The organism is Metabacillus flavus, assembly GCF_018283675.1.
Lineage (GTDB): Bacteria > Bacillota > Bacilli > Bacillales > Bacillaceae > Metabacillus_B > Metabacillus_B flavus.
In genome coordinates, this window is sequence record NZ_JAGVRK010000001.1 from 1006467 (window position 1) to 1031510 (window position 25044).

Annotated in this window: 20 protein-coding genes, 1 pseudogene and 1 riboswitch; of the genes and pseudogenes, 11 read left to right on the plus strand and 10 right to left on the minus strand. The window is 43.9% G+C overall.

What is annotated here, in order from left to right:
- The first annotated feature begins 10 nt into the window (after positions 1 to 10).
- The 6 genes from J9317_RS05335 (at position 11) to nadE (ending at position 5974) form a co-directional block, all read left to right on the plus strand.
- The gene (locus J9317_RS05335) at positions 11 to 1519 is read left to right on the plus strand and encodes a methyl-accepting chemotaxis protein (RefSeq protein WP_211556812.1); all 1509 of its coding nucleotides are present in this window, start codon (positions 11 to 13) and stop codon (positions 1517 to 1519) included.
- A 164-nt stretch (positions 1520 to 1683) separates the two neighbouring features.
- Positions 1684 to 2454, plus strand: a complete 771-nt coding sequence (locus J9317_RS05340; RefSeq protein ID WP_211562132.1) for an NUDIX hydrolase — start codon at positions 1684 to 1686, stop codon at positions 2452 to 2454.
- Positions 2455 to 2473: 19 nt separating this feature from the next.
- Positions 2474 to 3022: a cysteine hydrolase family protein gene (locus J9317_RS05345; RefSeq protein ID WP_211556813.1), complete on the plus strand. Its 549-nt coding sequence runs from the start codon at positions 2474 to 2476 to the stop codon at positions 3020 to 3022.
- A gap of 23 nt (positions 3023 to 3045) precedes the next feature.
- A complete protein-coding gene (locus J9317_RS05350; RefSeq protein WP_211556816.1) occupies positions 3046 to 4512 on the plus strand; it encodes a nicotinate phosphoribosyltransferase in 1467 nt (488 codons plus the stop codon).
- A gap of 7 nt (positions 4513 to 4519) precedes the next feature.
- Positions 4520 to 5134 (plus strand): nicotinate (nicotinamide) nucleotide adenylyltransferase, encoded by a 615-nt coding sequence (nadD, locus tag J9317_RS05355; RefSeq protein WP_211556817.1) that lies wholly within the window; start codon positions 4520 to 4522, stop codon positions 5132 to 5134.
- A gap of 21 nt (positions 5135 to 5155) precedes the next feature.
- On the plus strand, positions 5156 to 5974 hold the full coding sequence (nadE, locus tag J9317_RS05360) for an NAD(+) synthase (protein ID WP_211556820.1): 819 nt from the start codon (positions 5156 to 5158) through the stop codon (positions 5972 to 5974).
- Positions 5975 to 6336: 362 nt separating this feature from the next.
- Here nadE and J9317_RS05365 read toward each other — a convergent pair whose 3' ends face one another.
- The 5 genes from J9317_RS05365 to J9317_RS05385 form a co-directional block, all read right to left on the minus strand.
- The gene (locus J9317_RS05365; RefSeq protein ID WP_249292008.1) at positions 6337 to 7230 is read right to left on the minus strand and encodes a DMT family transporter; all 894 of its coding nucleotides are present in this window, start codon (positions 7228 to 7230) and stop codon (positions 6337 to 6339) included.
- A complete protein-coding gene (locus J9317_RS05370) occupies positions 7227 to 7775 on the minus strand; it encodes a bifunctional transcriptional activator/DNA repair enzyme AdaA (protein WP_211556822.1) in 549 nt (182 codons plus the stop codon). The genes J9317_RS05365 and J9317_RS05370 overlap by 4 nt, the downstream gene beginning before the upstream one ends.
- Positions 7776 to 7925: 150 nt before the next feature.
- Positions 7926 to 9176, minus strand: a complete 1251-nt coding sequence (locus J9317_RS05375; RefSeq protein WP_211556824.1) for a sensor histidine kinase — start codon at positions 9174 to 9176, stop codon at positions 7926 to 7928.
- Positions 9177 to 9938: 762 nt separating this feature from the next.
- Positions 9939 to 10985, minus strand: a complete 1047-nt coding sequence (locus J9317_RS05380; protein WP_211556826.1) for a ribonucleotide-diphosphate reductase subunit beta — start codon at positions 10983 to 10985, stop codon at positions 9939 to 9941.
- Positions 10986 to 10997: 12 nt separating this feature from the next.
- Positions 10998 to 13259: a ribonucleoside-diphosphate reductase subunit alpha gene (locus J9317_RS05385; RefSeq protein ID WP_431190670.1), complete on the minus strand. Its 2262-nt coding sequence runs from the start codon at positions 13257 to 13259 to the stop codon at positions 10998 to 11000.
- 120 nt (positions 13260 to 13379) lie between these two features.
- Positions 13380 to 13559, minus strand: a riboswitch (cobalamin riboswitch).
- A gap of 197 nt (positions 13560 to 13756) precedes the next feature.
- Between J9317_RS05385 and dat the strand changes: the two genes are divergently transcribed.
- From dat to J9317_RS05405, 4 genes are all read left to right on the plus strand, one after another.
- Positions 13757 to 14614 carry a D-amino-acid transaminase gene (gene dat, locus J9317_RS05390; RefSeq protein WP_211556828.1) on the plus strand — a complete coding sequence of 286 codons (858 nt, stop codon included), beginning with the start codon at positions 13757 to 13759 and terminating at the stop codon, positions 14612 to 14614.
- Positions 14615 to 14907: 293 nt separating this feature from the next.
- Complete coding sequence (locus J9317_RS05395; protein WP_249292010.1) at positions 14908 to 15708, plus strand: SGNH/GDSL hydrolase family protein; 801 nt, start codon at positions 14908 to 14910, stop codon at positions 15706 to 15708.
- The gene (locus J9317_RS05400) at positions 15705 to 16619 is read left to right on the plus strand and encodes an ABC transporter ATP-binding protein (protein ID WP_211556829.1); all 915 of its coding nucleotides are present in this window, start codon (positions 15705 to 15707) and stop codon (positions 16617 to 16619) included. Before J9317_RS05395 ends, J9317_RS05400 begins: the two co-directional genes overlap by 4 nt.
- Positions 16612 to 17592, plus strand: coding sequence for a DUF2705 family protein (locus tag J9317_RS05405; RefSeq protein WP_211556830.1), 981 nt, complete (start codon positions 16612 to 16614; stop codon positions 17590 to 17592). Before J9317_RS05400 ends, J9317_RS05405 begins: the two co-directional genes overlap by 8 nt.
- 332 nt (positions 17593 to 17924) lie before the next feature.
- Here J9317_RS05405 and J9317_RS05410 read toward each other — a convergent pair whose 3' ends face one another.
- The 5 genes and pseudogenes from J9317_RS05410 to J9317_RS05430 form a co-directional block, all read right to left on the minus strand.
- Complete coding sequence (locus J9317_RS05410; protein WP_211556832.1) at positions 17925 to 18707, minus strand: GNAT family N-acetyltransferase; 783 nt, start codon at positions 18705 to 18707, stop codon at positions 17925 to 17927.
- Between the two features lie 143 nt (positions 18708 to 18850).
- Positions 18851 to 19168 (minus strand): DUF3784 domain-containing protein, encoded by a 318-nt coding sequence (locus J9317_RS05415; protein WP_211556834.1) that lies wholly within the window; start codon positions 19166 to 19168, stop codon positions 18851 to 18853.
- A 66-nt stretch (positions 19169 to 19234) separates the two neighbouring features.
- Positions 19235 to 20257 (minus strand): annotated as a pseudogene (locus J9317_RS05420) (IS1595 family transposase).
- A 133-nt stretch (positions 20258 to 20390) separates the two neighbouring features.
- The gene (gene nhaC, locus J9317_RS05425; RefSeq protein ID WP_211556835.1) at positions 20391 to 21776 is read right to left on the minus strand and encodes a Na+/H+ antiporter NhaC; all 1386 of its coding nucleotides are present in this window, start codon (positions 21774 to 21776) and stop codon (positions 20391 to 20393) included.
- A 294-nt stretch (positions 21777 to 22070) separates the two neighbouring features.
- Positions 22071 to 22583 (minus strand): universal stress protein, encoded by a 513-nt coding sequence (locus J9317_RS05430; RefSeq protein ID WP_211556837.1) that lies wholly within the window; start codon positions 22581 to 22583, stop codon positions 22071 to 22073.
- Between the two features lie 190 nt (positions 22584 to 22773).
- Between J9317_RS05430 and J9317_RS05435 the strand changes: the two genes are divergently transcribed.
- On the plus strand, positions 22774 to 24798 hold the full coding sequence (locus J9317_RS05435) for a transglycosylase domain-containing protein (protein ID WP_211556839.1): 2025 nt from the start codon (positions 22774 to 22776) through the stop codon (positions 24796 to 24798).
- The last annotated feature ends 246 nt before the right edge of the window (positions 24799 to 25044 follow it).

Below are 25044 nucleotides of genomic sequence, written 5' to 3' on the forward strand. Positions count from 1 at the left end.
AGGAATATCATTGAACGCATCGAAAAACAGGCTTATGCTGTGGGTCTCCGCAGTGTGCATTGCCGTAGCCTGCGGTATACAAGTTATCCATCGCTTTTTTCCAATGCACATGCATATGGAGCATACAGGCAGCGATTCACTGATTCTAATCGCTGCAATCATCCTTCCGGTCCTCTTATTGATTGCTGCTGTTTTCTTTTATAAGAAAGACACAAGTCATCGGCTTGTTCCGCTCTTAATTGTACTGACTTTAACTTTTTCAAGCATCGCTATGATCGTTTCCGGAGAGGGGATGGTTGTGTACCACTTTTCGATCTTTCTGGTCGTAGCGCTTGCTGCCTATTATGACAGTATCAAATTGATTTCGGTAATGACTGTGCTTTTTGCCATTCCTCACCTGATCGCTATGTTTGCCTTTACAGGTTTGTTTTTTGGAGATCACGATTATACATGGTTTATGTTCTTCATACATGCGTTCTATCTCGTTCTAACCTCAGGGGGAATTTCTTGGCAAATCTACTCGAAGAATAAATACACCCGTGAGCTGCTTCAGAAAAATGAATGGCAAAAGCAATCTTTAGATCGCCTCACAGAAGAACTGGCTTCTACCGCTCGCCGCATTGTTGAAAATGTGGACAGGCTGACTGAGCATGGTGAAATGAGCAGCCTGGTAAGCCGCCAAATCAAAGATTCAGCCTCTGAAGTAGCAGCGGGTACGGTAAGCCAAGTGGAAGAGGCAAAGCAGAGTGAAGAAAAAATGCTCGATATGCAAAATGGCGCGGTGAAAATCTCAAGTGCGGCTGCCGGGATACGGGAATTGTCCTTTAACGCTAATAAACTAGTGAACGCAGGGAAAGGATCCCTAGAAGATACAGAGCGTCAAATGGAAAACATTCATGAAACGTTTGGTACGCTGGCCCGCTCCATTCAGGCCCTTCAAGGTCAATCCAAGCAGATTGGGGGCATTGTTTCAGAAATAGCTTCCATTGCTGATCAGACCAACCTGCTGGCATTAAATGCTGCGATCGAAGCCGCCAGAGCAGGAGAAGCAGGAAAAGGATTTGCCGTGGTGGCGGATGAGGTCCGGAAGCTTGCAGGAAAGTCAAACGAATCCACTGAAAAAATAAGCCATCTTATTGAAGCAATTCAAAACGATATCCAACAGGTGACCGAAGAAATGAATGCCGGTTCAGTTGTTGTCCAGGAAGGTTTGCTCAAAGTCGAAACGACTGCCGCAGCCTTTGAACAAATCAACGCTGCCTCCAATGATGTTGCTGCAGGCACAGACCGGGTGGCAGAGGAAGTAACCCGTTTCCTTCAAACCATTACCGAAGTAAGCGACTCCATTTCCAGCATGTCATCCGCTCTGCAGCTAAGCAAAAAGGCAAGCGGCGAAATGATCACAAGCATGGAAAGCCAATCAGAAGCGGTTCATCATCTTGGAACCATAATTCAATCCCTGGGAGAGCTCACCGTAAACCTGAATGGATTGGTCGCATCGCTTGGGGAGAATAAGTAGAAGAGTGAAAAGCAGCCGGTGGCTGCTTTTTTGATTGTAATGAAAATATAATAGACGAAAAGAAAAAATCTGAATATCCAGCTTCCATCTTAGTTGACTTCCCAAACTTCATATAATACAATTAACAAAATGTTAATTAAAAAGTAGGTGATCGATTGAGTGACATAAATCAAGAGGCCTTAAAAAATTACGATTCCAGCAAGTATCGGACACCCGATGGATACACGTCAGACATCGCCGTATTTACGATTCATTCAGAGAAGCGGGAGCATAAGCCGCCAATTGTAAGCATGATGCTAATGCTGATTCAGAGATCAGAAATCACTGCAGAGGGCACCCCGAATATTGAGGGCGGAAAATGGGCTCTTCCGGGAGGATTTGTTCAGCCGGATGAAACAGCACTTGAAGCCGCACACCGGGAGCTTTTAGAGGAAACCGGGGTAAGAGGTATTCATATGAAGCATTACGGTGTATATGACCGTCCTGGAAGGGATCCGCGCGGATGGATTTTATCCAATGCCCATTATGCGATTGTTCCTGAGGATGTGCTGAACGGACGAAAGGCAAGTGATGATGCGGAGGATGTACAGCTTTTCCGCTTGGCAGACTTAAAGTCAATTCATCTTGCTTTTGATCATGAGGAGTTAATTTCCGATGCCATTCGCGAAATCCGTTCAGATCTGCTTCAGACGACGGCAGCGAAGAATTTTTTGCCTGAGGAATTTACCTATTCGGAGCTGCAGGCAGTGCTTCTAACGGTAACCGATGACCCCGCCATTAAAAGCGAGCAGTCATTTGCCAGGAAAATAAAGACACTTCCTTTCATACAGGAAGCAGAGGGGAAGACAACAGCCAGAACCTCAAAAAAGCCTGCTAAGCTGTACCGTTTTGTAGAAATGGATATCATAAAGCCAATCTATACGGCACGCTACTAAGTAAACAGGGGGAATGGGCATGACCAGGGGATTGATTGTGATTGATTACACAAATGATTTTGTTGCGGATAACGGAGCACTGACTTGCGGCAAGCCGGGTCAGGTGATTGAATCAGAAATCGTGAGGGTAACGAAAGATTTTATTGAGTCTGGAGATACCGTTGTTTTCGCAGTTGATTTTCATAAAATGAATGATCCATTTCATCCGGAGACAGCTCTTTACCCTCCTCATAATATTGAGGGAACCTTAGGAAGAGAGCTTTACGGAGCGCTTCAGGATCTATATGAACAAAATCAGCATCTCGGCCATGTTATTTGGATGGATAAAACAAGGTACAGCGCATTTGCAGGAACAAATTTGGAAATCCTTCTCAGAGAGAGAGGAATTACGGAGCTTCATCTGATTGGGGTATGCACAGACATTTGTGTTCTTCACACGGCAGTAGATGCCTATAATAAAGGATTTAAGATTACGGTTCACGAGAAGGCAGCAGCCAGTTTTGACGAAGATGGCCATAAATGGGCGCTGAGGCATTTCAAAGGCAGCTTAAATGCGGAAATCAAGTAGTTGGATGGAGAGGAGATCTAAAGATGCACGGCAAATATGAGGATGACAGCCTGGCCCTTCATACGGACCTTTATCAAATAAATATGGCGGAAACATACTGGGAAGACGGTGTCCATAATAATAAGGCTGTTTTCGAATTGTTCTTCAGAAAACTGCCGTTTGGCAATGGATATGCAGTCTTTGCAGGGCTGGAGAGGGTTATTCAGTATTTAGAGGGATTTCGTTTCTCTGAAAGTGATTTGGAATTTTTAAGGGAGCTTGGATACAAGGAGGATTTCCTCGCTTACCTGAAAGATATGCGATTCACCGGTTCCGTTCGCTCAATGGAAGAAGGAGAGCTTGTTTTCGGAGGTGAGCCGATGATTCGGGTTGAAGCTCCACTTGCAGAAGCCCAGCTCGTTGAAACGGCTTTGCTGAATATCGTAAACTTCCAGACGCTGATTGCAACGAAGGCATGCCGAATTAAACAGGCTGTCGGGGATCAGACGGTAATGGAATTCGGTTCAAGACGGGCGCACGAATTGGATGCGGCTCTGTGGGGAACACGGGCTGCCTTTATCGGCGGACTTGAAGCAACCTCGAATGTCCGGGCTGCGAAGCTTTTCGGAATTCCGGCTGCAGGTACGCATGCCCACGCGCTTGTTCAGGCATACCGGGACGAATATACAGCTTTTCATAAATACGCCCGGCGCCACAAGGACTGCGTCTTCTTAGTTGATACATACGATACGCTGAAGTCCGGTGTTCCTAATGCGATCAGAGTGGCACAGGAGCTGGGTGATAAAATTAATTTTGTTGGGATCCGTCTTGACAGCGGAGATATGGCGTACCTGTCTAAAAAAGCGAGAAAGATGCTGGACGATGCAGGATTTACAGAAACTCATATTATCGCATCCAATGATTTGGATGAAGACACCATTATGAATTTAAAATCACAGGGAGCGCGCATTGACACTTGGGGAATCGGCACGAAGCTCATCACTGCCTATGATCAGCCTGCGCTGGGAGCTGTGTACAAGCTAGTCAGCATTGAAGGCAATGATGGCCGGATGGAAGACACCATTAAAATCAGCGGGAATCCTGAAAAGGTCACAACGCCTGGCATGAAACGCCTCTACAGGATTATCAATACGAATAACCATAAATCAGAAGGCGATTATATTGCGCTTGAGGAAGAGAATCCGAATGAAGAAGAACGCCTGAAAATGTTCCATCCGGTTCATACGTACATCAGCAAATTCGTCACGGATTTTGAAGCGCGTGATCTCCATAAAGATATTTTCAAAGACGGAAAGCTCATCTATGATCTTCCATCCATTCAGGATATTCAAGGCAAGGTAAAGAGTAACCTTGAGGAGCTTTGGGATGAGTACAGAAGAAAGCTGAATCCTGAGGATTATCCGGTCGATCTCAGTGAAAAATGCTGGGAAAACAAAATGAGAAATATCCGTGAGGTTAAAGAGAAGGTTGAAAAAATAAGAAAAGGGTGAGAAACGGATGGCGAAAATCGGAATTTACGGCAGCTCATTCGATCCAGTCACAAACGTTCATTTATGGACAGCCAGTACAGTAGCACATCGCTGCAAGCTGGACCGGGTCATTTTTCTTCCTTGCTCAAGCAAAAGAAAGGATAAGAGTCTGAACACCACCGATGAACACCGGATAGCCATGCTGCAGATGGCCCTTAAAAACAATGAAAAATTCATTTTAGATGACTATGAAATGAAGCAGGATAGCTGGAATGTGTATACGTATCATACAATGCAGCATTTTCACTCCCTTTTCCCAGGCGACGAAGTGTCTTTCATCATGGGTGCCGATCTCCTGGAAGACATTGCAGAGGGAAAATGGAAGTATTCTGATGAACTGATTGCCAATAATAAGTTTATCGTCATGGCCCGAAATGGTATAGATATGTTAAAGACGATTTCCCGTTCGCCCTTTTTGCGCAATTATGATGACGGAACGAGGTTTCATTTAATTGATAAAGGGCTTGCAATGGAAATCAGCAGCACGTATATACGGGAAGAGCTGGCGAAGGGCGGAGAACCGCGCTACCTGCTTCCAGATGCCTGCTATGATTATGTGAAAAAACATGGATTATACCAATAGCTACTTGAGGAGGACTTTATCATGAGCATGCAAAAGCAGATTATGAAAGAATTGAATGTACAAGCCCAAATTGACCCGGCACAGGAAATCCGTAAACGCGTGGACTTTTTGAAGGAGTATGTGAAAAAAACGAACACAAAAGGATTTGTTCTTGGAATCAGTCTTGGACAGGACTCCACTCTTGCAGGCAAGCTGAATCAGATGGCTGTTGAAGAGCTTCGCGAGGAAGGCTACGATGCCTCATTCCTGGCCGTACGTCTGCCGTATAAAGTTCAGCATGATGAGCACGATGCCAAGCTTGTCTTCGAATTTATGAAGCCGGACAAAATCGTAAGCTTTAACATTGCGCCTGCAGTGGACGGCTTTACTGAAACATACAACGAAGCCGATGAGGTTAAGCTCGCAGATTACCATAAAGGCAATGTAAAAGCACGAATCCGGATGACCGCTCAATATGCGTTCGGCGGACAGCACGGCTTGCTTGTAACAGGAACTGACCACGCCGCTGAAGCGGTAACAGGATTCTTTACCAAATACGGAGACGGCGGAGCGGATATCCTGCCGCTTACCGGCTTAACAAAAAGACAGGGAAAAGCCCTTCTTAAAGAACTTGGCTGCCCGGAAAGCCTGTACATGAAAGCTCCAACTGCCGACCTGCTGGATGATAAGCCGCAGCAGGCAGATGAAACCGAGCTTGGAATTAAGTATGATGAGCTTGATGACTACCTGGAAGGCAAGGAAGTATCAAGTGAAGTGGCTGAGAAGATTGAAAAGCGCTATATGATCACAGAGCATAAGCGCCAGCTGCCGGCTTCGATGTTTGATGGCTGGTGGAAGTAATAGAAGCGGACCGGGGAGACCCGGTCTATTTTTTATGGGACTTTATTTTCTTATCCGCATACCAGTGGCTGATAAATACACCAATGATAGACAATCCGAGAATGCCAGCCGTAATTGATAAAAAAATGGGGAGCCATGCGCCGAAAAATAAGAATTCCATTACATCATCACCGCATCTGCAATAAGAGAAACGAATTTCAGGGGATTGTATTTGACGCCTCTTTCTTTATCCCTATCGGTGATGTCCACTTCCATCTCAGGTTGAATAGACAGTCAAGACCCCTCCTTTTTCTTCCATTATAGCTCATATGGATAATGAATATTAAAAAAGGAGAAAGAGCATCGAACTCTTTCTCCATTCCTTACGCAGATTCACTGATCGAAACAGCCGCTTTCTTTTTTCTGGTCGCCAGATAAACACCGGCTAAAATAACAAACAGTCCCCAAATGGCATGAGAGCTGATTTTTTCCTGCAGCAGGAAGGCTCCCCACAGCAGAGCGGTAACGGGAATAAGGAACGTCGCCGAAACCGCAATTTCCGGTCCGCCTTCTTTCGTAATGTAATAAAAAAGAAGCTGGGCAATTCCCGATCCGAAACAGCCGAGTCCGATAATTGCCAGGATAACCGGGCCGTTGGCGAGAGCCGCAAGTTCAATGGGCTGTGAAAAAAACATGCCGATCAGTCCAACCAATGCTCCGACCATCAGGGATACAGCCGATGTAAACAGCACGCCGCTGTTCCCCAAGTACTTTCTCGTAAGCTGGGCAGAGGTGCCATAGCAAAGTGTCGCAATCAGCATCGTACCGACTCCCGTAAAGTTTTCCTGTGCAAGCTTCATAACGTCAAAGTCGATGAAAATCAGAATTCCAATCAGTCCCATAACCAGCCCGATCCACTGTCTTGCTGCCAATGCAGCCGAGAAAAAAAGCAGTCCGATCAGTCCGGTCCATAGCGGAGTGGTGGCGTTCAGAATCGAAGCGGAGCTGCTTGAAATGACCGTTTCGCTGAGCGCGACTAAGCCCCATGGCAGTCCGGTGTTCAGGACGCCAATGATCAGAAGCGGAATCCAAGGGATTTTGCGCGGGATGGTTTTTCTTTTTGCGAGTAAAATGGGCAGGAGCAATAACGCTCCGGCTGCGCATCTCAAAAAGACCGTTCCCCACATACCGGCCGGTCCGACGAGAACTTTAATAAAAACAAAGGAAAGTCCCCAAATAAGGCTGAGACCTCCAAGTGCAGCATATACACGAATCATTTAAGCACCTTCTGTCTAAAATTGGATGGAGATTCACCGGTCAGCCGCTTAAACACTCTTGAAAAATGGGAAGGCTTTTTGAAACCGGTCAGACTGGAGATTTCCGCAATCGAATATGTCCCTTCATTCATTAAGGCTTGAGCGGCTGCGATACGGATTTCCGCTACATATTGAGCAGGTGATTTTCCTGCCAATTCTTTAAACGTTTTATGAAAATAATAAGGGCTGATATAGAGAGAATCGGCTAATGTCTGAAGAGTCAGCTCCTCTTGGTATCTCTCTTCAATCAGTCTTTTTGCATTTCGAATCAGATGCTGCTTAGGATCAGGAAGCACTTCCGCATCGGGCTGGCATCGCTTGCAGGGACGGTAGCCTTGATGAATGAAAAATTCTGCAGAGCCGTTCACTTGAACATTTTGTCTCAAGGGAGTCCTTGAACGGCAAGAAGGCCTGCAGAATATGTTCGTTGTCTTCACTCCGTAGAAAAATTGCCCGTCAAAAGCTGTATTACAGGAAACAATGGCTTCCCATTCGTAATTGCGCATTGCCGCTCACCTCCGTCTGAAACAAATTTTAACATATTTCAGCGAGGTGAAACGGGAGATGGAAAGGAACAGCAAAAATCGATAAGGGAGGAAAGTTAGGTATTTTTAAATGTTGATGAATGACATTAGATTTGCTGAGAACCTCTGCATTTAAGCTACCCGGGGGATAAGAATAATAAATTCTGTCCCCCTATCCTTTTCACTTTTAACTAGGATCTTGCCCTGAAAAGACCGGACTATTTGAAAACTTACCATCATACCTAAGCCTGTTCCACTTTCCTTTAAAGAATAAAACGGAGACCCGAGCCGCTCCATCTGGTTTTTTGTCATCCCGATTCCCTCGTCTTTAATGGTGATTATAATGTACCCATCTTCAGTTGACCCGCATGTAATCCAAACGATTCCACCAGCCGGCATAGACTCTATCGCATTTTTAAAAATATTAATCAGTGACTGGTTCAGTTTTTGAGGATTGGCATAAATCCAGCAGTTCTCAAGAATATCCGTTTTAAATTCAACATTATGGTTCAGGGAGTAACTTTGGATGATGCTGACTGCACGCTGCAGCTGATAACCTGCGTTGATTCTTTCATTATTATTTACGGTTGGTTTACCGAAAGATAAAAAGTCATTAATGATTTCATTTGCACGATCTAATTCATCAATAGAAATTTGAAGGTATTCCTTCTTTTTTTCTGGTAATTCAGGATCGTTCAGCAGCTGAAGAAAGCCTCTGGTTACTTGCATCGGATTTCTGATTTCATGAGCAAACACACTTGCCAGCTCGCCTATCACTCGGAATTTTTCTGAGTTTTGCATGTCTGACCGCAGCTGGTGGATTTCTTTAATTGTTTCATTTAACATCGTAAAGAACCAAGTAACGGCCAATACAAAGATTAGATGAATCATCTGTACTTTAAGATAATCGATGGAAAATCCTTTAAACCATCCAAAAATAGAAATACCTGTAAAAACATAGAAAAAAGAAAGGCCGACAGCCATTTTAACTCTTCCATCTTTGTTCGAACGTGCAAAGGACTTTTGAAAATATAGCAGAACAGGCAGTGAGATTGATAAGGTAAGAACAGTCGTATAAAATCCCATACTGATTCCAAGATAAAGCCGATACAGGATGATAAGGGCAGACAGAAAGATGCCTGGCCAAAACCCGCCATATAAAATTCCGAATAGGAGAGGAATAATTCTTAAATCCAAACGGGCATTTTGACCAAAACTCACTGGGAAGGACATGCAAAAAAATATTGAAATTCCCCACAAAACAGACATGATGACCTTTCTATTTTTATGACTCTTTACCTTCTCCGTGACAAAAGTAAAATAAATAAAAATGGGAATGGCCATAAGTGTTAGCTGCAGCAAAAAATCCTTAATTATACTCATCTTGGCTACCTTTCCTATTCAGTTCTTTAGCTTAATTCTTAAAACACATTACATTCAGCCTGTTTTCTTATAGAGAAAAAACGAATTATAGTAGTTATTATACTTTAAAGTTATCAGAATTTGTCGACGATTAAATCTGACTTTCCATTTTCTTTTCCTGCAAGTCCCTTCACACTCATCAGAGACATTCATATTGGTGCTGTAGAGAATGCGTCTGCCGTTAACTTCGGCAATAACTTCCCTTTTAAAGTAAAAAGCATAATCAGGGATTTGGCAGCATCCTTGGCAATGGAAATGATATTCATGATATCCTTCCTCAACAGGAGGAAAGGGATGTCACAGAGGTCTTCAGCGAAAATCCGGATCATCCCCAGCCTGAATGGCAGAAATGGCTGAAGGATGAGAAGAAGAATGACGGGGAGGAAAAAGGGGAACCGGAATAAAATAAAGAGCTGATGCTGAAAGATATTCTTTCAGCATCAGCTCCTTTTGAGGTGCCAGTCCCGCACTCTATTAGCGAAATAAAGCTCCGGCACCAGCCCTGTGAACCGTTGATGCGCAAGGGTTTGAGAGGAGATGTCTCTGTCCCGTTCTGCGGTGAAGCATCGCGGGACTGACCCGGTGCCAGTCCCGCACTCTATTAGCGAAATAAAGCTCCGGCACCAGCTCTGTGAACCGTTGATACGCAAGGGTTTGAGAGGTGGTGTCTCAGTCCCGTTCTGCGGTGAAGCAGAGCGGGACTGACCCCGCCTTTAGCACATTTTACAAATCATCAAATCCATTATCCACATTATTTACTTTCGTATACTGCCTTGATTTCTGTTCAAAGAAATCGGATTTGCCGAGATCGACTTCTTCGTATGCTTTGATCCACTTGAGCGGGTTCGTCCGGTAGCCTTCAAACGGACGGTCGTAGCCGAGCTGATTGGAGCGGACGTTGGCATAGAATTTAATGTAATCCTCTACATCCTTCATACCGATGCCTTCGATTTTGTTTCCAATAATGTGGCGGCCCCATTCAATTTCAAGCTCGGCTGCTTCAACCAAAGTGCTTTCCACAAACACTTTCAGGTCCGTTGTATCATATTCCGGATATTGTACAAGCACCTCTCTGAAAATTTTCACGAATAGATCGACGTGGATTTGCTCATCGCGGTTGATATAATTAATCATCGTACTTGTTGCCACCATTTTTTGATTGCGGGCGAGGTTGTAAAAGAAGGCGAATCCCGAGTAAAAGAACAAGCCTTCGAGAATTACGTCATAAACAAGCGACTTGAGCAGGTTTTCGACATTCGCGTTTTCTGCAAAATCCTTGTAGCCGTTTGTAACAAAATCGTTTCGCTTCCTGAGTATTGCCTCGCTCCGCCAATACTCGAATACTTGATCCTGCTTGCTTTTCGGCACAATGCTAGAGAGTACATAAGAGTAAGAATGATTGTGAATGACTTCCTGCTGTGCAAGCATAATCATGAGTGCGTTAATGCTTGAGTCGGTAATGTAGTCAGCGACTTTTCCTGCATAATCCGTTTGAATGCTGTCGAGCAGGGCGAGAAGCCCAATGATTTTAAGGAAGGCATCCTTTTCATGCTCATCGAGGTCTTTAAATTGCTTAACATCCTGAGACATATTGATTTCAAATGGCGTCCAGAAGTTCGATAGCATTTTCTTATATTTGGAATACGCCCATGGATAGGCAACATCATCCCAGTTTAAAATGTTGGAACTCCGGCCGTTGATCAGCGCTGTGGAACGGTTCGGCGCCTCGGGATCCATAATGGTCCGCTGTGATAGTGCGATGTCTGTCATCTGTTTTTCCTCCTAGCTCGCACAGGAATCGCAGTCTTCGATGAGGCTGGAAGTGGAGCGGACGTAATAGGTTGTTTTCAGTCCTGCGTTCCAGGCGCTCATGTGAAGATCGAGCAATTCTTTTGCTTTGATTGTATTCAGTACGTAAAAGTTAAATGAGATTGATTGATCAATATGGCGCTGTCTCGCCGCATTTTGTTCAATGCTCCAATGCTGATCGGTGAAATAGGCGGATTTATAATACCAAGTCGTTTCCGGGCTCAAATCAGGGGCTGTGACCGGAATCTTGTAGTCTTTCTTTTCTTCCGAATAAACCTTTTGAAAAATCGGATCAATGCTTGCTGTGCTGCCGGCAATGATGGATGTAGAGGCATTTGGTGCGACTGCCATCAAGTAACCGTTCCGCATGCCGTTTTCAGCGATTCGCTGCTGAAGCTCCTGCCATTCTTCAGAACGGTAGCCGCGGTTCTCAAAATAAGTGCCTGTTTCCCAGCCGGACCCTTCAAATGCCGGGTAAGAACCTTTTTCCTTCGCAAGCTCCGAGCTCGCCTGAATCGTCAAAAAGGAGATTTTTTCGTAAAGCTGATCGGCGTACTGTACCGCTTCATCACTTTCCCACTTAATGCCTTCAAGGGCTAGAAGATGATGCCAGCCAAAGGTTCCAAGTCCGATTGCGCGGTATTTGGAATTTGTCAGCTTCGCCTGCAGAACCGGAATGTCATTTAAATCTATGACATTATCAAGCATCCTGACCTGAATTGGTATAAGACGTTCGAGCACGTCCTCTCTAACTGCTTTAGCAAGACTGATGGAGGAAAGGTTGCAAACAACAAAATCACCGGGTGTTTTAACTGTTATGATTTTTCCGTCCTCCGTATATTGTTCATCCATCGTCGTCGCGCTTTGGTTTTGAGTGATTTCTGTGCAGAGGTTGGTGCAGTATACCATTCCAGCATGAGCGTTGGTATTCATCCGGTTCACTTCGTCCCGGTAAAACATAAATGGTGTCCCTGACTCAAGCTGGCTGATCATGATCCGCTTCATGATATCAATTGCCGGGACTTTTTCTTTCGCTAAATCAGGATGGCGGACGCACTCCCAATACTTTTCACGGAAGCTGCCGCTGCCTTTTTTCTCGTCAAAATAATCCTCCAGGCTGTAGCCGAGTGTTTTTATGACCTCATGGGGGTCGAATAAATACCAGTCACCGCGTTCCTCGACCTGTTCCATAAATAAATCAGGGAGACAGACGCCTGTAAACAAGTCATGGGTACGGAGCCGCTCGTCCCCATTATTCAGCTTGGAATCGAGGAAAGAAAAGATGTCTTTATGCCATACATCAAGGTAAACCGCGATGGCGCCTTTTCTTTGGCCGAGCTGATCGACGCTGACCGCTGTATTATTAAGCTGCTTCATCCAAGGAAGCACGCCGGAGGAAACCCCTTTAAACCCGCGGATATCACTGCCTCTGCTGCGGATTTTTCCAAGATAGACGCCGATGCCGCCGCCGCTTTTTGATAAATTCGCAATATCTGTGTTGCTGTCAAAAATGCCTTGCAGACTGTCGTCAATCGTATCGATAAAGCAGCTGGACAGCTGCCCGACGGATTTCCCGGCATTTGATAGAGTAGGAGTCGCAACCGTCATATAAAGATTGCTCAGAGCCCAATACGCTTCTTTAACGAGATGAATTCTGTGCTCCGCCGGCTCTTTTGCCATCAAGGTCATCGCAATTATCATAAAGCGCTCCTGGGGAAGCTCCATGACGTTTTTGCTGAAGTCGCGGGCTATGTAGCGGTCAGCAAGCGTCCGGAGTCCGATATAGGTGAAGAGCAGATCGCGTTCCGGATCGATTATCTCGCCGAGCTCGCTGATTTCTTTAGAAGTATACGAATGCGGAATCAGGTCTCCGTAAATGCCAATGCTGTGAAGGCGATCAATCAGTTCAAGGAAGGATCCGTATTTCGCTGATTTATCATATCCGCGGCTTTTTGCTGCTTCTGAATAAAGCTCGTCCAAATACAGACGGGCACAAAGGTAAGTCCAATCCGGCTCGAGCTCCGATATGTTCGCCAAGCCTTCTAAAATGGCGAGGTTCTTCATTTGTTTTTCTGTATATGTATCTCTCGCTGCGACCGCTTCAATTAATCTCTCTGTAAAGGTAAGCAAATCAAGGTGATGAAAATCTTTTCCCGCTTCCTGTATCCATTGCATATAATTCTGTTGATCAAATGGCCTTTTTACGCCTTTTTCATTCGTCATTACGGTGGTCATCGCCATCCTCCTCCAAAGGAAAATAAAAAATCCGCTCTTGGCAATTGAGCGGATCAAACGATAGAATAAAAGAAGATCTTTTACTTCCACCGTTTCATCTTCCCAATCCCCGGGAAAAGCGAAACATATCCAGCATCGGCAGGTCTCCTGACTTGTGCTTCCTCCTACTATGGGTCCTTCCCGTACGAAGCCGTACAGTGGCTTTCCCAGTTCGTCACACTTACAGTTGCGGGGACAGTTCCGGTCTTTAACCGGATTCCCTTTTAAGCTATTCTTAGCACCGTTTGCTGTGGAATATAAACTATATATAGTGGTATGTTTTAATTTAAGTTTCTATATATTGTGTTTGTTATAGATACATATTAAAGTACAAGATTTTGAATTTCAACTATTTCCCCTCAAAAATATTCTTTTTTATTTACGCGGATGTGCTTGACAATAACTCGGCCAACCGTATGTAATGATAAGTACAAATCTGAAAATTCCAGAGGTGCTCTATGAAAATCCTGATGAATACAGAACTAATCGATCGAGAGCAGGCAAAAGTAGATATTGAGGACAGAGGCTATCAATTCGGAGACGGCGTCTATGAAGTAATCCGGGTCTATGATGGAGAAGTTTTTACAATGGATGAGCATTTAGAAAGATTAAAAAGAAGTGCTGGAGAAATCAAAATTTCGCTGCCTTATGATATCGAGGAGCTGAAAAACCGGGTTAGAGAGTTGGTCTCGGTGAACAAGGTATGGGACGGCGGAATCTATATGCAGGTGACAAGAGGGGTCAGCCCAAGGAACCACCTTTTCCCCGGATCAGATATTCCAGCTCAGCTGGTGGCCTATCCGGTTCCATCGAAACGTCCGGAAGAGCTTCAAAAAACCGGCGTTGAGGTCATCACAGCGGAGGACATGCGCTGGAAACGCTGCGACATTAAAAGCCTGAATCTTCTGTGGAATGTGATGGCGAAACAGGAAGCAGCGGACGCAGGGAAATATGAAACCATTTTTGTACGGGACGGTATTGTCACAGAAGGAAGCTCCACAAATTTTTATGCAGTTAAGGATGGAACGGTTTATACTCATCCCGCCAATAACTTCATTTTGAACGGCATTACACGTCTTAAAATATTGGAAGCATCCAGAAATGCCGGGGTAAATGCAGTTGAAAAAGAAATTCAGGCATCCGAGCTCGATCAGTATGAGGAAGCCTTTATCTCCTCTACAACGATCGAAGTGATGCCAATTGTGAAAATTGACGGCAAGTCCTACAGCAAAGGAAAGCCGGGACCGGTCACATTGTCGATTGCAAAAGCGTTCCGGGAGCTGCTGCCGGACCATAAGAAGAATGGCGTTTTGTAAAGGGTTAATAAACTGTACACAAACAGTTTAGCCGTTTAGATAACGGGAGTGCTGTTAAAAGAGCATTCCTGTTTTTTTGTATTAGGCTCTGTTAAAGTCTAATGTTGATTTTTAACACCTGTTGATTGGAGTGGAAAGCGATCGCCTGCAACGGAAATCAACAGCCAAGTTTAACAGAGCCTTGTATTAAGGAATTTTCTCGTTGAAACACATTGATGAAACCGCTGCTGTAAGCTTTTCCAATGATTTAAGGTACAATAAAAGAATCTCACTGAAAGGTGCAAACCATCCAAATGAAAAGTGTAAAACTGATAGCGGGAATTTCATTAGCCGCAAGCATATTGTGGATAGGCGGTTTAGGATACACGATGAACAGCCAATTTTTTCAGCAGCCTGATCCTCCTGCAAAAAGGAGCACCCAACCATCTGATAACAAACCGGCTAAGCAGGATAATGAGTATGTTGTCGTTGGACTTGGCGATTCTCTTACAAGAGGGATCGGTGATGGCGACGGGAAAGGATATGTCGGGTATTTAATGAATGATCTTCGAGGCAGATCGGAGCAGAAGGTTACGCTCTCCAATTTATCCATCAGCGGACAGACATCGTCGGGGCTGGACAAGCAGCTGAAGCAGGCGGAAATTCAGCGCCAAATCAGTAAGGCGGATGCTATTGTGATGACCATCGGGGGAAATGACCTTTTTGCGGGCGGACAAGTGATGAACGACCTGTCGAGCAAGACGATTGAACAGACAAGAACAGCATTTCTGAACAGGCTGTCCGGGATTTTCAAACAAATCCGCACCATAAATCCGGATGCGGCGATCTATTATGTTGGGCTGTATAATCCATTTAATGATCTGTCCGATAGCTCTGTAACCTCCGGCATTGTAAGAGAGTGGAATTTTTATACCGCTAATGAAGCGGCAAAATATAAGAAAACCGTTATGGTGCCCACCTTTGATTTATTCGAACAAAATGTGAATGACTACTTGTATAGTGATAAATTTCATCCAAATAAAGAGGGGTATAAGCTAATAGGAGAGCGGCTGTCCTCCCTCATCGTCTTCAGTGAGGAGGGAAAGAAAAAATGACAGATAATGTGACACTCTCTGTATCGGGTTTGAAGAAAACAATCAAAAAAAAGGAAATTATTAAAGGGTTAAGCTTCGAACTTCAAAAAGGGGAAGTGTTCGGCTTTTTAGGACCGAATGGAGCCGGTAAAACGACGACGATCCGCATGCTGGTCGGGCTAATCAAACCAACATCTGGAAAAATCTCCATATGCGGATATGACCTGGAGAAACAGTATACAAAAGCCATCCGGAATATCGGCTGCATCGTCGAAAATCCAGAGCTTTATACGTATTTAAGCGGACGGGAAAATCTTGAATATTTCAAACGGATGATTCCGGGATTAAAAGAGGAGCGCATTGATGAAGTTGTTCATCTTGTCCGGCTTGAGCACCGAATCGATGACCGGGTCAGTACGTATTCACTCGGGATGAGACAAAGACTGGGAATTGCCCAGGCGCTCCTCAGCCGTCCGAAAGTACTCATCCTGGATGAACCGACAAATGGTCTTGATCCAATGGGAATCCGGGAAATGCGCGAATTTATCCGTTTTCTTGCAGAGAAGGAGGGGTTAACCGTCCTCGTGTCTTCCCACCTGCTCAGTGAAATTCAATTAATGTGCGACCGGGTAGCCATTATGTCCAAAGGAAAGGTCCTCCGCATCGATACCGTTTCTGCCTTGCTGACAGAAAAAGAGCGTGTGATCTGGAATGCGGCACCACTGGCAAAAGCGAAAGAGCTGCTGGAGCAGGAAACAGCCATTCTTGCAGAAAAGGATGGAGCTCTTGTAACCGCAAATGATGAAACTCACATTGCAATGTGGAATGAAAAGCTGGTTAACGCAGGTGTGAGTGTAAGCGGAATTGAAATAAAGCTCCCAACACTGGAAGACCTCTTCATTGAACTGACAGAAGGTGAAACCATTGATTAATCTTGTATATAACGAAATGATTAAGATCGTGCGGAAAAAGAGACTGTTTATTATCATGGGCATCATTGCAGTATTAGCAGCGCTGTTTACCTATGCACAAGTCAAGAAGTATGAAGAATCCGTTAAAGAAGCGGGGACGGAAGACTGGCGAACGCAGGTGCAGCAGGAGATTATCAATACCCAAAACAGGCTGAGCTCAGGCGGCATTTCCGGTGAGTGGAAAGAATTCATGCAAATCCGGGTCAATCAGCAGCAGTATTACCTGAACCATGATATCAATCCATCTGCCCCGGGTGCTCCGACCTTTATGAGAATATTTGCTGAAAATTCGATTGATCTGCTTTTGCCGCTGATGGTGATGGTCATCGCGAGTGACCTTGTTTCATCCGAGCATACAAACGGAACAATCAAGCTGCTTCTGACGAGGCCGGTCAAAAGGTGGAAAATCCTATTAAGCAAATACATCACGCTTCTTCTGTCCATCTCGTTTATCGTCCTGTCAGTCGGAATTTTGACGTATCTCGTGTCAGGAGTTGCTTTAGGCTATACGGGCTGGAATTTGCCGGTATTAACCGGATTTACGGTGAACGGCGGCCAACTTGATACGAGTCAGGTGCAGATGATGAGCATGTGGCAGTATCTCATAATGGACTTTGGTTTAGTCTGGTTTGTTGCGGTGGTAGTCGGCACGCTCACCTTTGCGCTTTCCTCCGTTATGAAAAGCACCGCCTCCGTAATGGGTGTTATGCTTGCTTCTCTAATAGCGGGAGCGATCCTTGCTAACATGGTATCAGCATGGGACTCAGCCAAATACCTTTTTATGGTGAACTTAAGGCTGACTGATTATCTCAGCGGCATGGCGCCGCCGATCAACGGTATGACGCTAGGCTTTTCAATGACCGTGCTGACCATTTGGGCAGCTGCTGCTTTAGCTATTTCCTTTTTCTTTTTTACGCGGAAGGATGTTTATTAAAACTAGAAAAAGAGGCAGTTCAGATCGTCAGTTTTATAAACTCTTTTCACTTATAAAAATTGGATAGTTTTAGGCTGATTTCCGTTACAGGATGCTCCCTTTCCGCGGGGCAGGCGGTGAGCCTCCTCTGCGCTCTGCGCCTGAGGGTCTCACCTGTCCCGCTGCACCCGCTGGAGTCTCGCACCTTCCACTTCAATCAGCCTAACCCATTATTTTTGAGTATACCTATTTAAAAAACAAAATCCCCGGAGTGCTCCCACAGCGTCCGGGGGTGGTGTTCAAACATATCCTATCAGGAGGCTTTTTAAAACAGCCTCCTTTTTTTGATCATCCTAACCTTGAATCTCTTTTATGCTCTTTCCTCCTAAGAATGCATGCCCCGTTTTCATTACGGCAATGGTCTCAAATCCATAGCGGCTGTACACCTTTTCAACTCTTTCATTAATTGGAAGCACCCAAAGTTTATCTATGTGTTTTCTCACGGCTTCTTTTTGAATAAAGAATAGCAAATCACCGATCAATCCCTTTCCTCGGAATGCCTCAAGAGTTGCTACACTTTCTACACGGGCCTGATTTTTTTCTTCAAACATACAGGCAGCCGCACACGCTTTTCCGTCACAGCGAAGAAGATAGTAGGTAAAGGATGGATGGCTGAATTGTTTTCTGAAGATCTTTTCAATGGTTTCCTTCCCGCCGAATTCCTTGATGCTGCCTTGAATTTGAAGAACTTCATTAAAATTTTCCAGAGTTACTTTTTCGATCGTTGCATGCCGGTCCGGCACGGCTTGAATTTGGCCCGTCCATAACTGAACAGGACTGACAAACTCTTCATATTGAAATCCTCTTGTTTTCAGTTCTGTGATTAACGCTTGCTGCTTTTCAAGCTGATAAAGGTAGAATCTTGGAATAATGTTCCTGGACTGATAAAAGCGGATCACTTCATCTGCCAAAAGCACGGGATCCGGACACTCCTCGCTGATGTGTGCATGGTTGGCATCATAATAATTCGGCTCATTTTCATTTAAAAACAGCGAGCCCCATGCTGTTTCGTTTCGTGTTGTGAACGTTTCTAAATATGCGAAATCAAGTTTTACTGCTTCTGCTAAGTTCATCATATTGCCCTTCTGATTGTCATTTGAACATCCAAATTATAGCATAGGGGTTAAGATCATTTATTCCATTGGCTTTGTTAATGAATATTGTTGATTAGTTTTATAAATTTAGGACTTCAAGTTATGAAGTCCTCTGTATATTACCATTAAATATTCTTTTTGAATCTGTTTCTTGTATTTGAGTAAACCAATGCAAAAATAATAAAAGTTAAAAGTAAAATAAGACCTATAATAAATAAAATTTGGATTTCTAACATCTCACTCAATGCAAATAATAATATGCTAAAGCTAATACCATACATAATTTTTCCCATAAATTTGCACAAAGCTACCTCATCATATTGAGCCTTTTCACTGTCAGACATTGTATTATACCCTGCAAGTAATGAAGCTCCTTTTCCTTTTGATAGTAAAATAGCGAAAATTAAGAACGGTATTAAAACGATAAGGATAGCTACTCCCATTCCAAGTTACCTCCTTTCTATAAGATTGCCCTGTAAAGTAACAATTAAGTTCTAATACTGATACGTTCATAATGAATCATAGGTTTCATTAATTGAAAATAGACAACTCTCCACAATCATTTTACTTATTGATTCATTATCACTGCGATGCTTAACAATATTTTAGAATTGAAACCAACTCAAATAATGGTCGAGGTATTTTGTAGCTGCGCCATTAAATCGTTGCATCCAACCTTTCAATCTACTGTGATAGTTGTTGACATTTTGTATATGATAAATCCCTTTGACTCGTTCCGTTCCATCCGATTTAAAGCGATAATGTTCCATTCCTTTGCTTCTTGCATAAGTGGAAAAAGCCCTCCAAGCATCGGTACAAAGGGTATTATCAGTCCTTAATTTAGCACCAATAGCCTTATCTAATTGTGCTTTCACAATTCTGCCCATACCAAGTACACCTGAATACGTGGCTTTTTGGCGGTCTCTTGCTATTAAAACACAAACTTGTTCGTAGCTGATACCACGAAATTTAGAAGAACCTCCACGTTTGCGAGGCTTACGACCTTCGATGTTTCTTTTACCTTTTTCAGAGAATAAAAAATAGGTTTCATCCATCTCCACGATGCCCGAAAATGTATCAAAATCCATTTGTTTTAGGGCAGTTAATACCTTGTGTCTCCAATAAAATAAGGTAACATAATGAACATCGCCAATAAGGTTCGCTGATTTACGAAGGGAAAACCCTTCTAACATACATTTAATGAATTCTAACCATTTATCGGGCTTATGGGTGTAATAAAGGGGAGTAGAGGTAACATCAGTAAAAGTTTTTCGGCAATCTTTACAACGGTATCGCTGACGTTCAATTTCTTTATTTCCGAGTTTCACCTTATACTTGCCGAAACGAACAACTTCTTTAGAACTGCAATGCACACAGGTGTAGCCATCTTTATTTTTTCGTTCTGTTACTTCTTGAAATAAGGGTTCACTTGCAGAAAATGACGAAATGGAATTCATAAAGAATTCTTTCAAACGATGTTGCTCTGCTAAATTTAACTTTTTAATTTCTGCAATTAATTCCTTTAACGTCATTGCAAACCCTCCAAACGAAAATTCTTAACTATATTGCAGAACATTTGTTTGCTTTCATCAAATATCAACAGAATTATTTAACATAGCCATTCCATTAAAAAAGAAGCAGCCAAGCGGCATGCTTCTTTTTGGGTTAGGCAGCTATTTTTAATGAATCCGCATTTTTACTTGGCAGAAACCCGTACAAGATTGAAAAGATGGGAGACAGATACAAGAAGAATGCAAACGGAATGTAGTGAACCACATCCACTCCAAGTGACTGGGCAAAGAATGCTCCACTGACACCCCAAGGGACAAGCGGGTTCACGAGTGTTCCCGCATCTTCCAGCGTTCTTGACATGTACCGATTCGGAATCCCCAGTTTTCCGTACATCGGTTTAAGCGATTGGCCGGGAATCAGAATAGACATGTACTGCTCTCCGGTTGAAAAATTGACACTGATGGAGGACGCGGCGGTCGAGGCAATCAGCTGCCCGCGCGACTTCACTTTTGTAATCAGTCCATTCATCAACGACTGGATCACCCCGAGTTTTTCCATTAAGCCGCCGAGAGCAAAAGCGATCATAATGAGTGAGATCGACCACATCATCGATTGAAGGCCGCCGCGGTTTAAAATGGATGCGGCCTGTTCGTTCTCCACTTCAAATTTCGTTCCATTTTGAATGACGCTCATAAACTGAGTCATATCCCCGTTACCGGCTAAAACTCCAGTCAGACCAGATGTAGCTAATCCAATAACTAATGTTGGAATAATTGGCATTCTGAACATAGCGAGTGCTACGACAACAATAGGAGAGAGCAGTGTAAACCATCCGGTATTCACAGAAGCTGAGATGGCTTTCATAATTTCCTGCATCGCACCGGCACCGGAAGGATTAACAGGAATGGACCGTCCCATTAAAAAGAAAAAAACGGCTGTAAGCAAAATGGCAGGTATTGTAGTCTTCGTCATATGCCGGATATGCTCCATAATCGAGATTTCAGCCACACCGGCTGCAAAATTCGTTGTATCGGACATTGGGGACATTTTATCTCCAAAGCAGGCTCCGCAAATAACGGCACCTGCAGCCCACTCTAAAGGAATACCGGCAGCGGATGCAATTCCCATAAGAGCTACACCGACTGTACTGACCGTGGTAAAACTGCTGCCTACAAGCATGGAGATAAACATACAGCTGATCAGTCCTGTAATGAGCAGAAACTGCGGCTGAATGACAGACAGAGAAAAATGAATAACCGTCGGAATCGTTCCGCTGAACATCCAGGCAGCAATCAGCATTCCAATTAAAGCTAAAATAATAATCGGCTGAATCCCGTTCTGAATGCCGCGGACCATTCCTTTTTCAAGGGAGCTCCATTTTAGCCCCTTCACTCTTCCAAATAGTGTCAATAAGATTATACAAAGGATTAATGGAAGATGCGGTTCTGTTTCTAAATAGAAAAGGCACGTGAAAATCGTCCCCAACATAACGGCTAAAATAATGAATGATGTCCTAAATCGAATAAAATCTGAATTCATAATTGTTTTTCTCCTTCTTTTTCGCTTGAACGCTTCTACGCTTTTGTGTGTAAAAGTATTATACCAAGCGAACAATATATGTCAATGGGCAGGGAAATAGTATGAAAAATAAGATTTCAATATAAAGAAGGAAGATATTAGATAGGGGGGAACAAGAGTTAGAAAGTGGACTATTGTTCATGGATCAGTATGACAAGGGGCGATAACGGGCGGGAGCCCACACAATCTACCTCTAAACAGCTCCTTTTAAGCAAAGAAAAAGCTGCCCCTTAAAGAGCAGCTTCTTACCACTATTTACTTCGCAATCAAAACCGGGATGACCGATTCTTTCGTTACTTTTTCGCTTACACTGCTTGTAATCAATTTTTTGAAGCCTGAAATGTTGCGCTGTCCTACGACAATCATGTCTGCACCAATTTCCTCTGCATAAGATAGGATGGCGTCGGATGGATTGCCGTCCATGACTTTGACTTCACCTGGAAAATTGTGCTGCTGAAGTATTGCTGCGGCTTCCGATGTAACCCTGTTCGTTCCGTCGTTCATGTATTGATCTTCTTGGTAGGCTTCATCACGATCATCTACTACTGGGGGCATTGGATAATTTGTCATCCCATCGCCGCTCATTCGATTGGCGTATAATGGCTGAGTGGATGAGGCTGTGATTGCTGGCTTATTTTCATTTTCGTATACATGGAGAACGGACAATTGAGCATTAAGCTGCTTGCTTAGAGCGATTCCGGTTGATAGCGCTTCCTTACTGTCTGCTGTACCATTGAAAGCTACGAGCAGGTGCCGAATTGTATTCAACTTCCCCACATCCTTTTTTTAAGTTTGAAGCATTTTACATTCAATACCCTTTTTGGTAAATATTAATCCTCAAGACATCTACCCCTATGAAAAGAGCCTGTATTTCGTATGATTTATCGTTATGTTTTTGTTAGGGTAATGTATAAAGGGAAGGCAGCATGCCCAATTTCCATTAGATGGCGGGGATTTTATGACGAAAAAATTTATGTTTAAAATATCAATCATTGCCGTACTGGCAGTAGTTTTGGCAGGTCTTGTTCTTCACCAGGCGCTGATAGCCAAAGCTGATGTAAGCAAGCTGGAAAAGTCAGTTACCCAGCCGACGGCAATTTATGACCAGAACGGCAAGCTGGCAAGCAAACTCACATCCTCGAAGATTGAATGGATGGATTATGAGGAAATGCCGAAAAGCTTTGAGCATGCTCTCGTTGCGACCGAGGATCGTGACTATTACAAACACAGCGGCATTGATTATTTAGGAATTGTCAGAGCGGCCTTTAAAAATATAGCTGCAGGCGGCGTCGTGGAAGGCGGAAGCACCATTACGCAGCAGCTGGCTAAAAATACGTTCCTTACACAGGATCAAACCTTTACGAGAAAATTCGATGAGTATTTTTTGGCCAAGAAAATTGAGCAGAAATATTCGAAAGAAAACATCCTGGAGCTTTACGCTAATCAGGTATATTTCGGTGAAGGAGCCTGGGGACTGAAAAGTGCCGCACAAACTTATTTCGGAAAAGAGCCTAAAGATTTATCAAACAGCGAATCAGCAATTTTAGTTGGGTTAATAAAAGCTCCAACAAACTACTCTCCTGTTAAAAATTACGACAAGGCGATTGAGCGCCGTAACGTTGTAATCGGCTTGATGGAGGAACAAAAATTTCTGTCTAAAGCCGATGCAGATAACGCGCGCAGCGAAGAACTCGTTTTGAAGGAGAAGAAGACAGATCCTCTTAAAGGAAAATATCCTTCATATGTGGATCAAATTATTGCAGAGGCAAGCCAGCGATATGGAATTTCCCAGGAAAAACTCCTTGCAGGCGGATACAAAATTCATACGGAATTGAACCAGGATATGCAGACTGGCCTGGAAGAAATCTTTAAGGATGACAGTCTTTTTCCTAAGAGCAAAACGGATCAGCAAGTTCAGGCAGGATCGGTTCTGATTGATCCGAAAACTGGAGGTATTCAAGCCTTAATCGGCGGCCGTGGAGAGCATTCATTCCGCCAGTTTAATCGGGCTACCCAGCTTAAAAGACAGCCGGGTTCGATTATGAAGCCGATTGCTGCTTACACGCCGGCGCTTGAAAAAGGATTTACACTGGACTCCCCTCTTAAGGATGAGGAAATGGACTTTGGAGGATATACGCCTAAAAATATCGATGGGCAATATAGAGGAACCGTCTCTTTATATTATGCCTTTACAGAATCCTACAATGTTCCAGCTGTCTATACACTTAGTCAAGTGGGCATAGATGCAGGACTTGATTCAGCCAAAAGGTTCGGTATTCCTGTTACCGATAAGGACCGGCAGTATGGTCTCGCTTTAGGCGGCCTGAATGAAGGTGTTTCTCCATTGCAGATGGCCGAAGCATTTTCCGCCTATCCGAATAAAGGAGTCCGGAACGAATCCCATGCGATAACAAAGATTGTAGATTCAGAAGGAAAAACAGCAGGAGAATGGGAAGGAGCCAAATCCAGAGCAACAACCCCTGAAGTTGCTGATAAAATAACCCAGCTCATGCTCGGAACTGTTAATGAAGGAACTGGAAAAAATGCGAAGATAGAAGGCTTAGAGCTTGCTGGAAAGACTGGTTCTACACAGGATCCGAACGGTGGAGATGGCACGAAGGATCAATGGTTTGCAGGCTTTACCCCGAATTTAGCGGGAGCCCTTTGGATCGGCTATGATAAAACGGATGCCGATAACATATTGGATACAACCAGCAGTAAAACAGCCGCTCCGCTATACAAGAAGATTATGGAACGAGCTATGAAAAATGAAGAGAAACAAAGCTTTAATTTGCCTCTTTATGAAAAGCCGGTACCAGCTCCACCACCGCCAAGCGAGTCTAATGAGAGTGAAGAAAAAGGAAAAAAAGATAAAAAAGGCTCACCTGGACATCAAAAAAATAAGGATATTGAAAAGAAAGTGAAAGAAAAACTTAAAGAAGAGAAGAAAAAGTGGGAAGAACAATTTAAAAAGAATGGATAATGGAAATGCCCTGCAGACTGGATGCCTGCAGGGCATTTTTTTATCTCTAAGCTCTGTTAAACTTGGCTGTTGATTTCCGTCGCAGGCGCTCGCTTTCCGCGGGGGGGGGCGGTAAGCCTCCTCGCCGCTTTGCGTCTGCGGGGTCTCACCTGTCCCGCTGCTCCCGCAGGAGTCTCGCGCCTTCCACTCCAATCAACAGGTGTTAAAAATCAACACCATGCTTTAACAGAGCCTATCTCTAAAAAA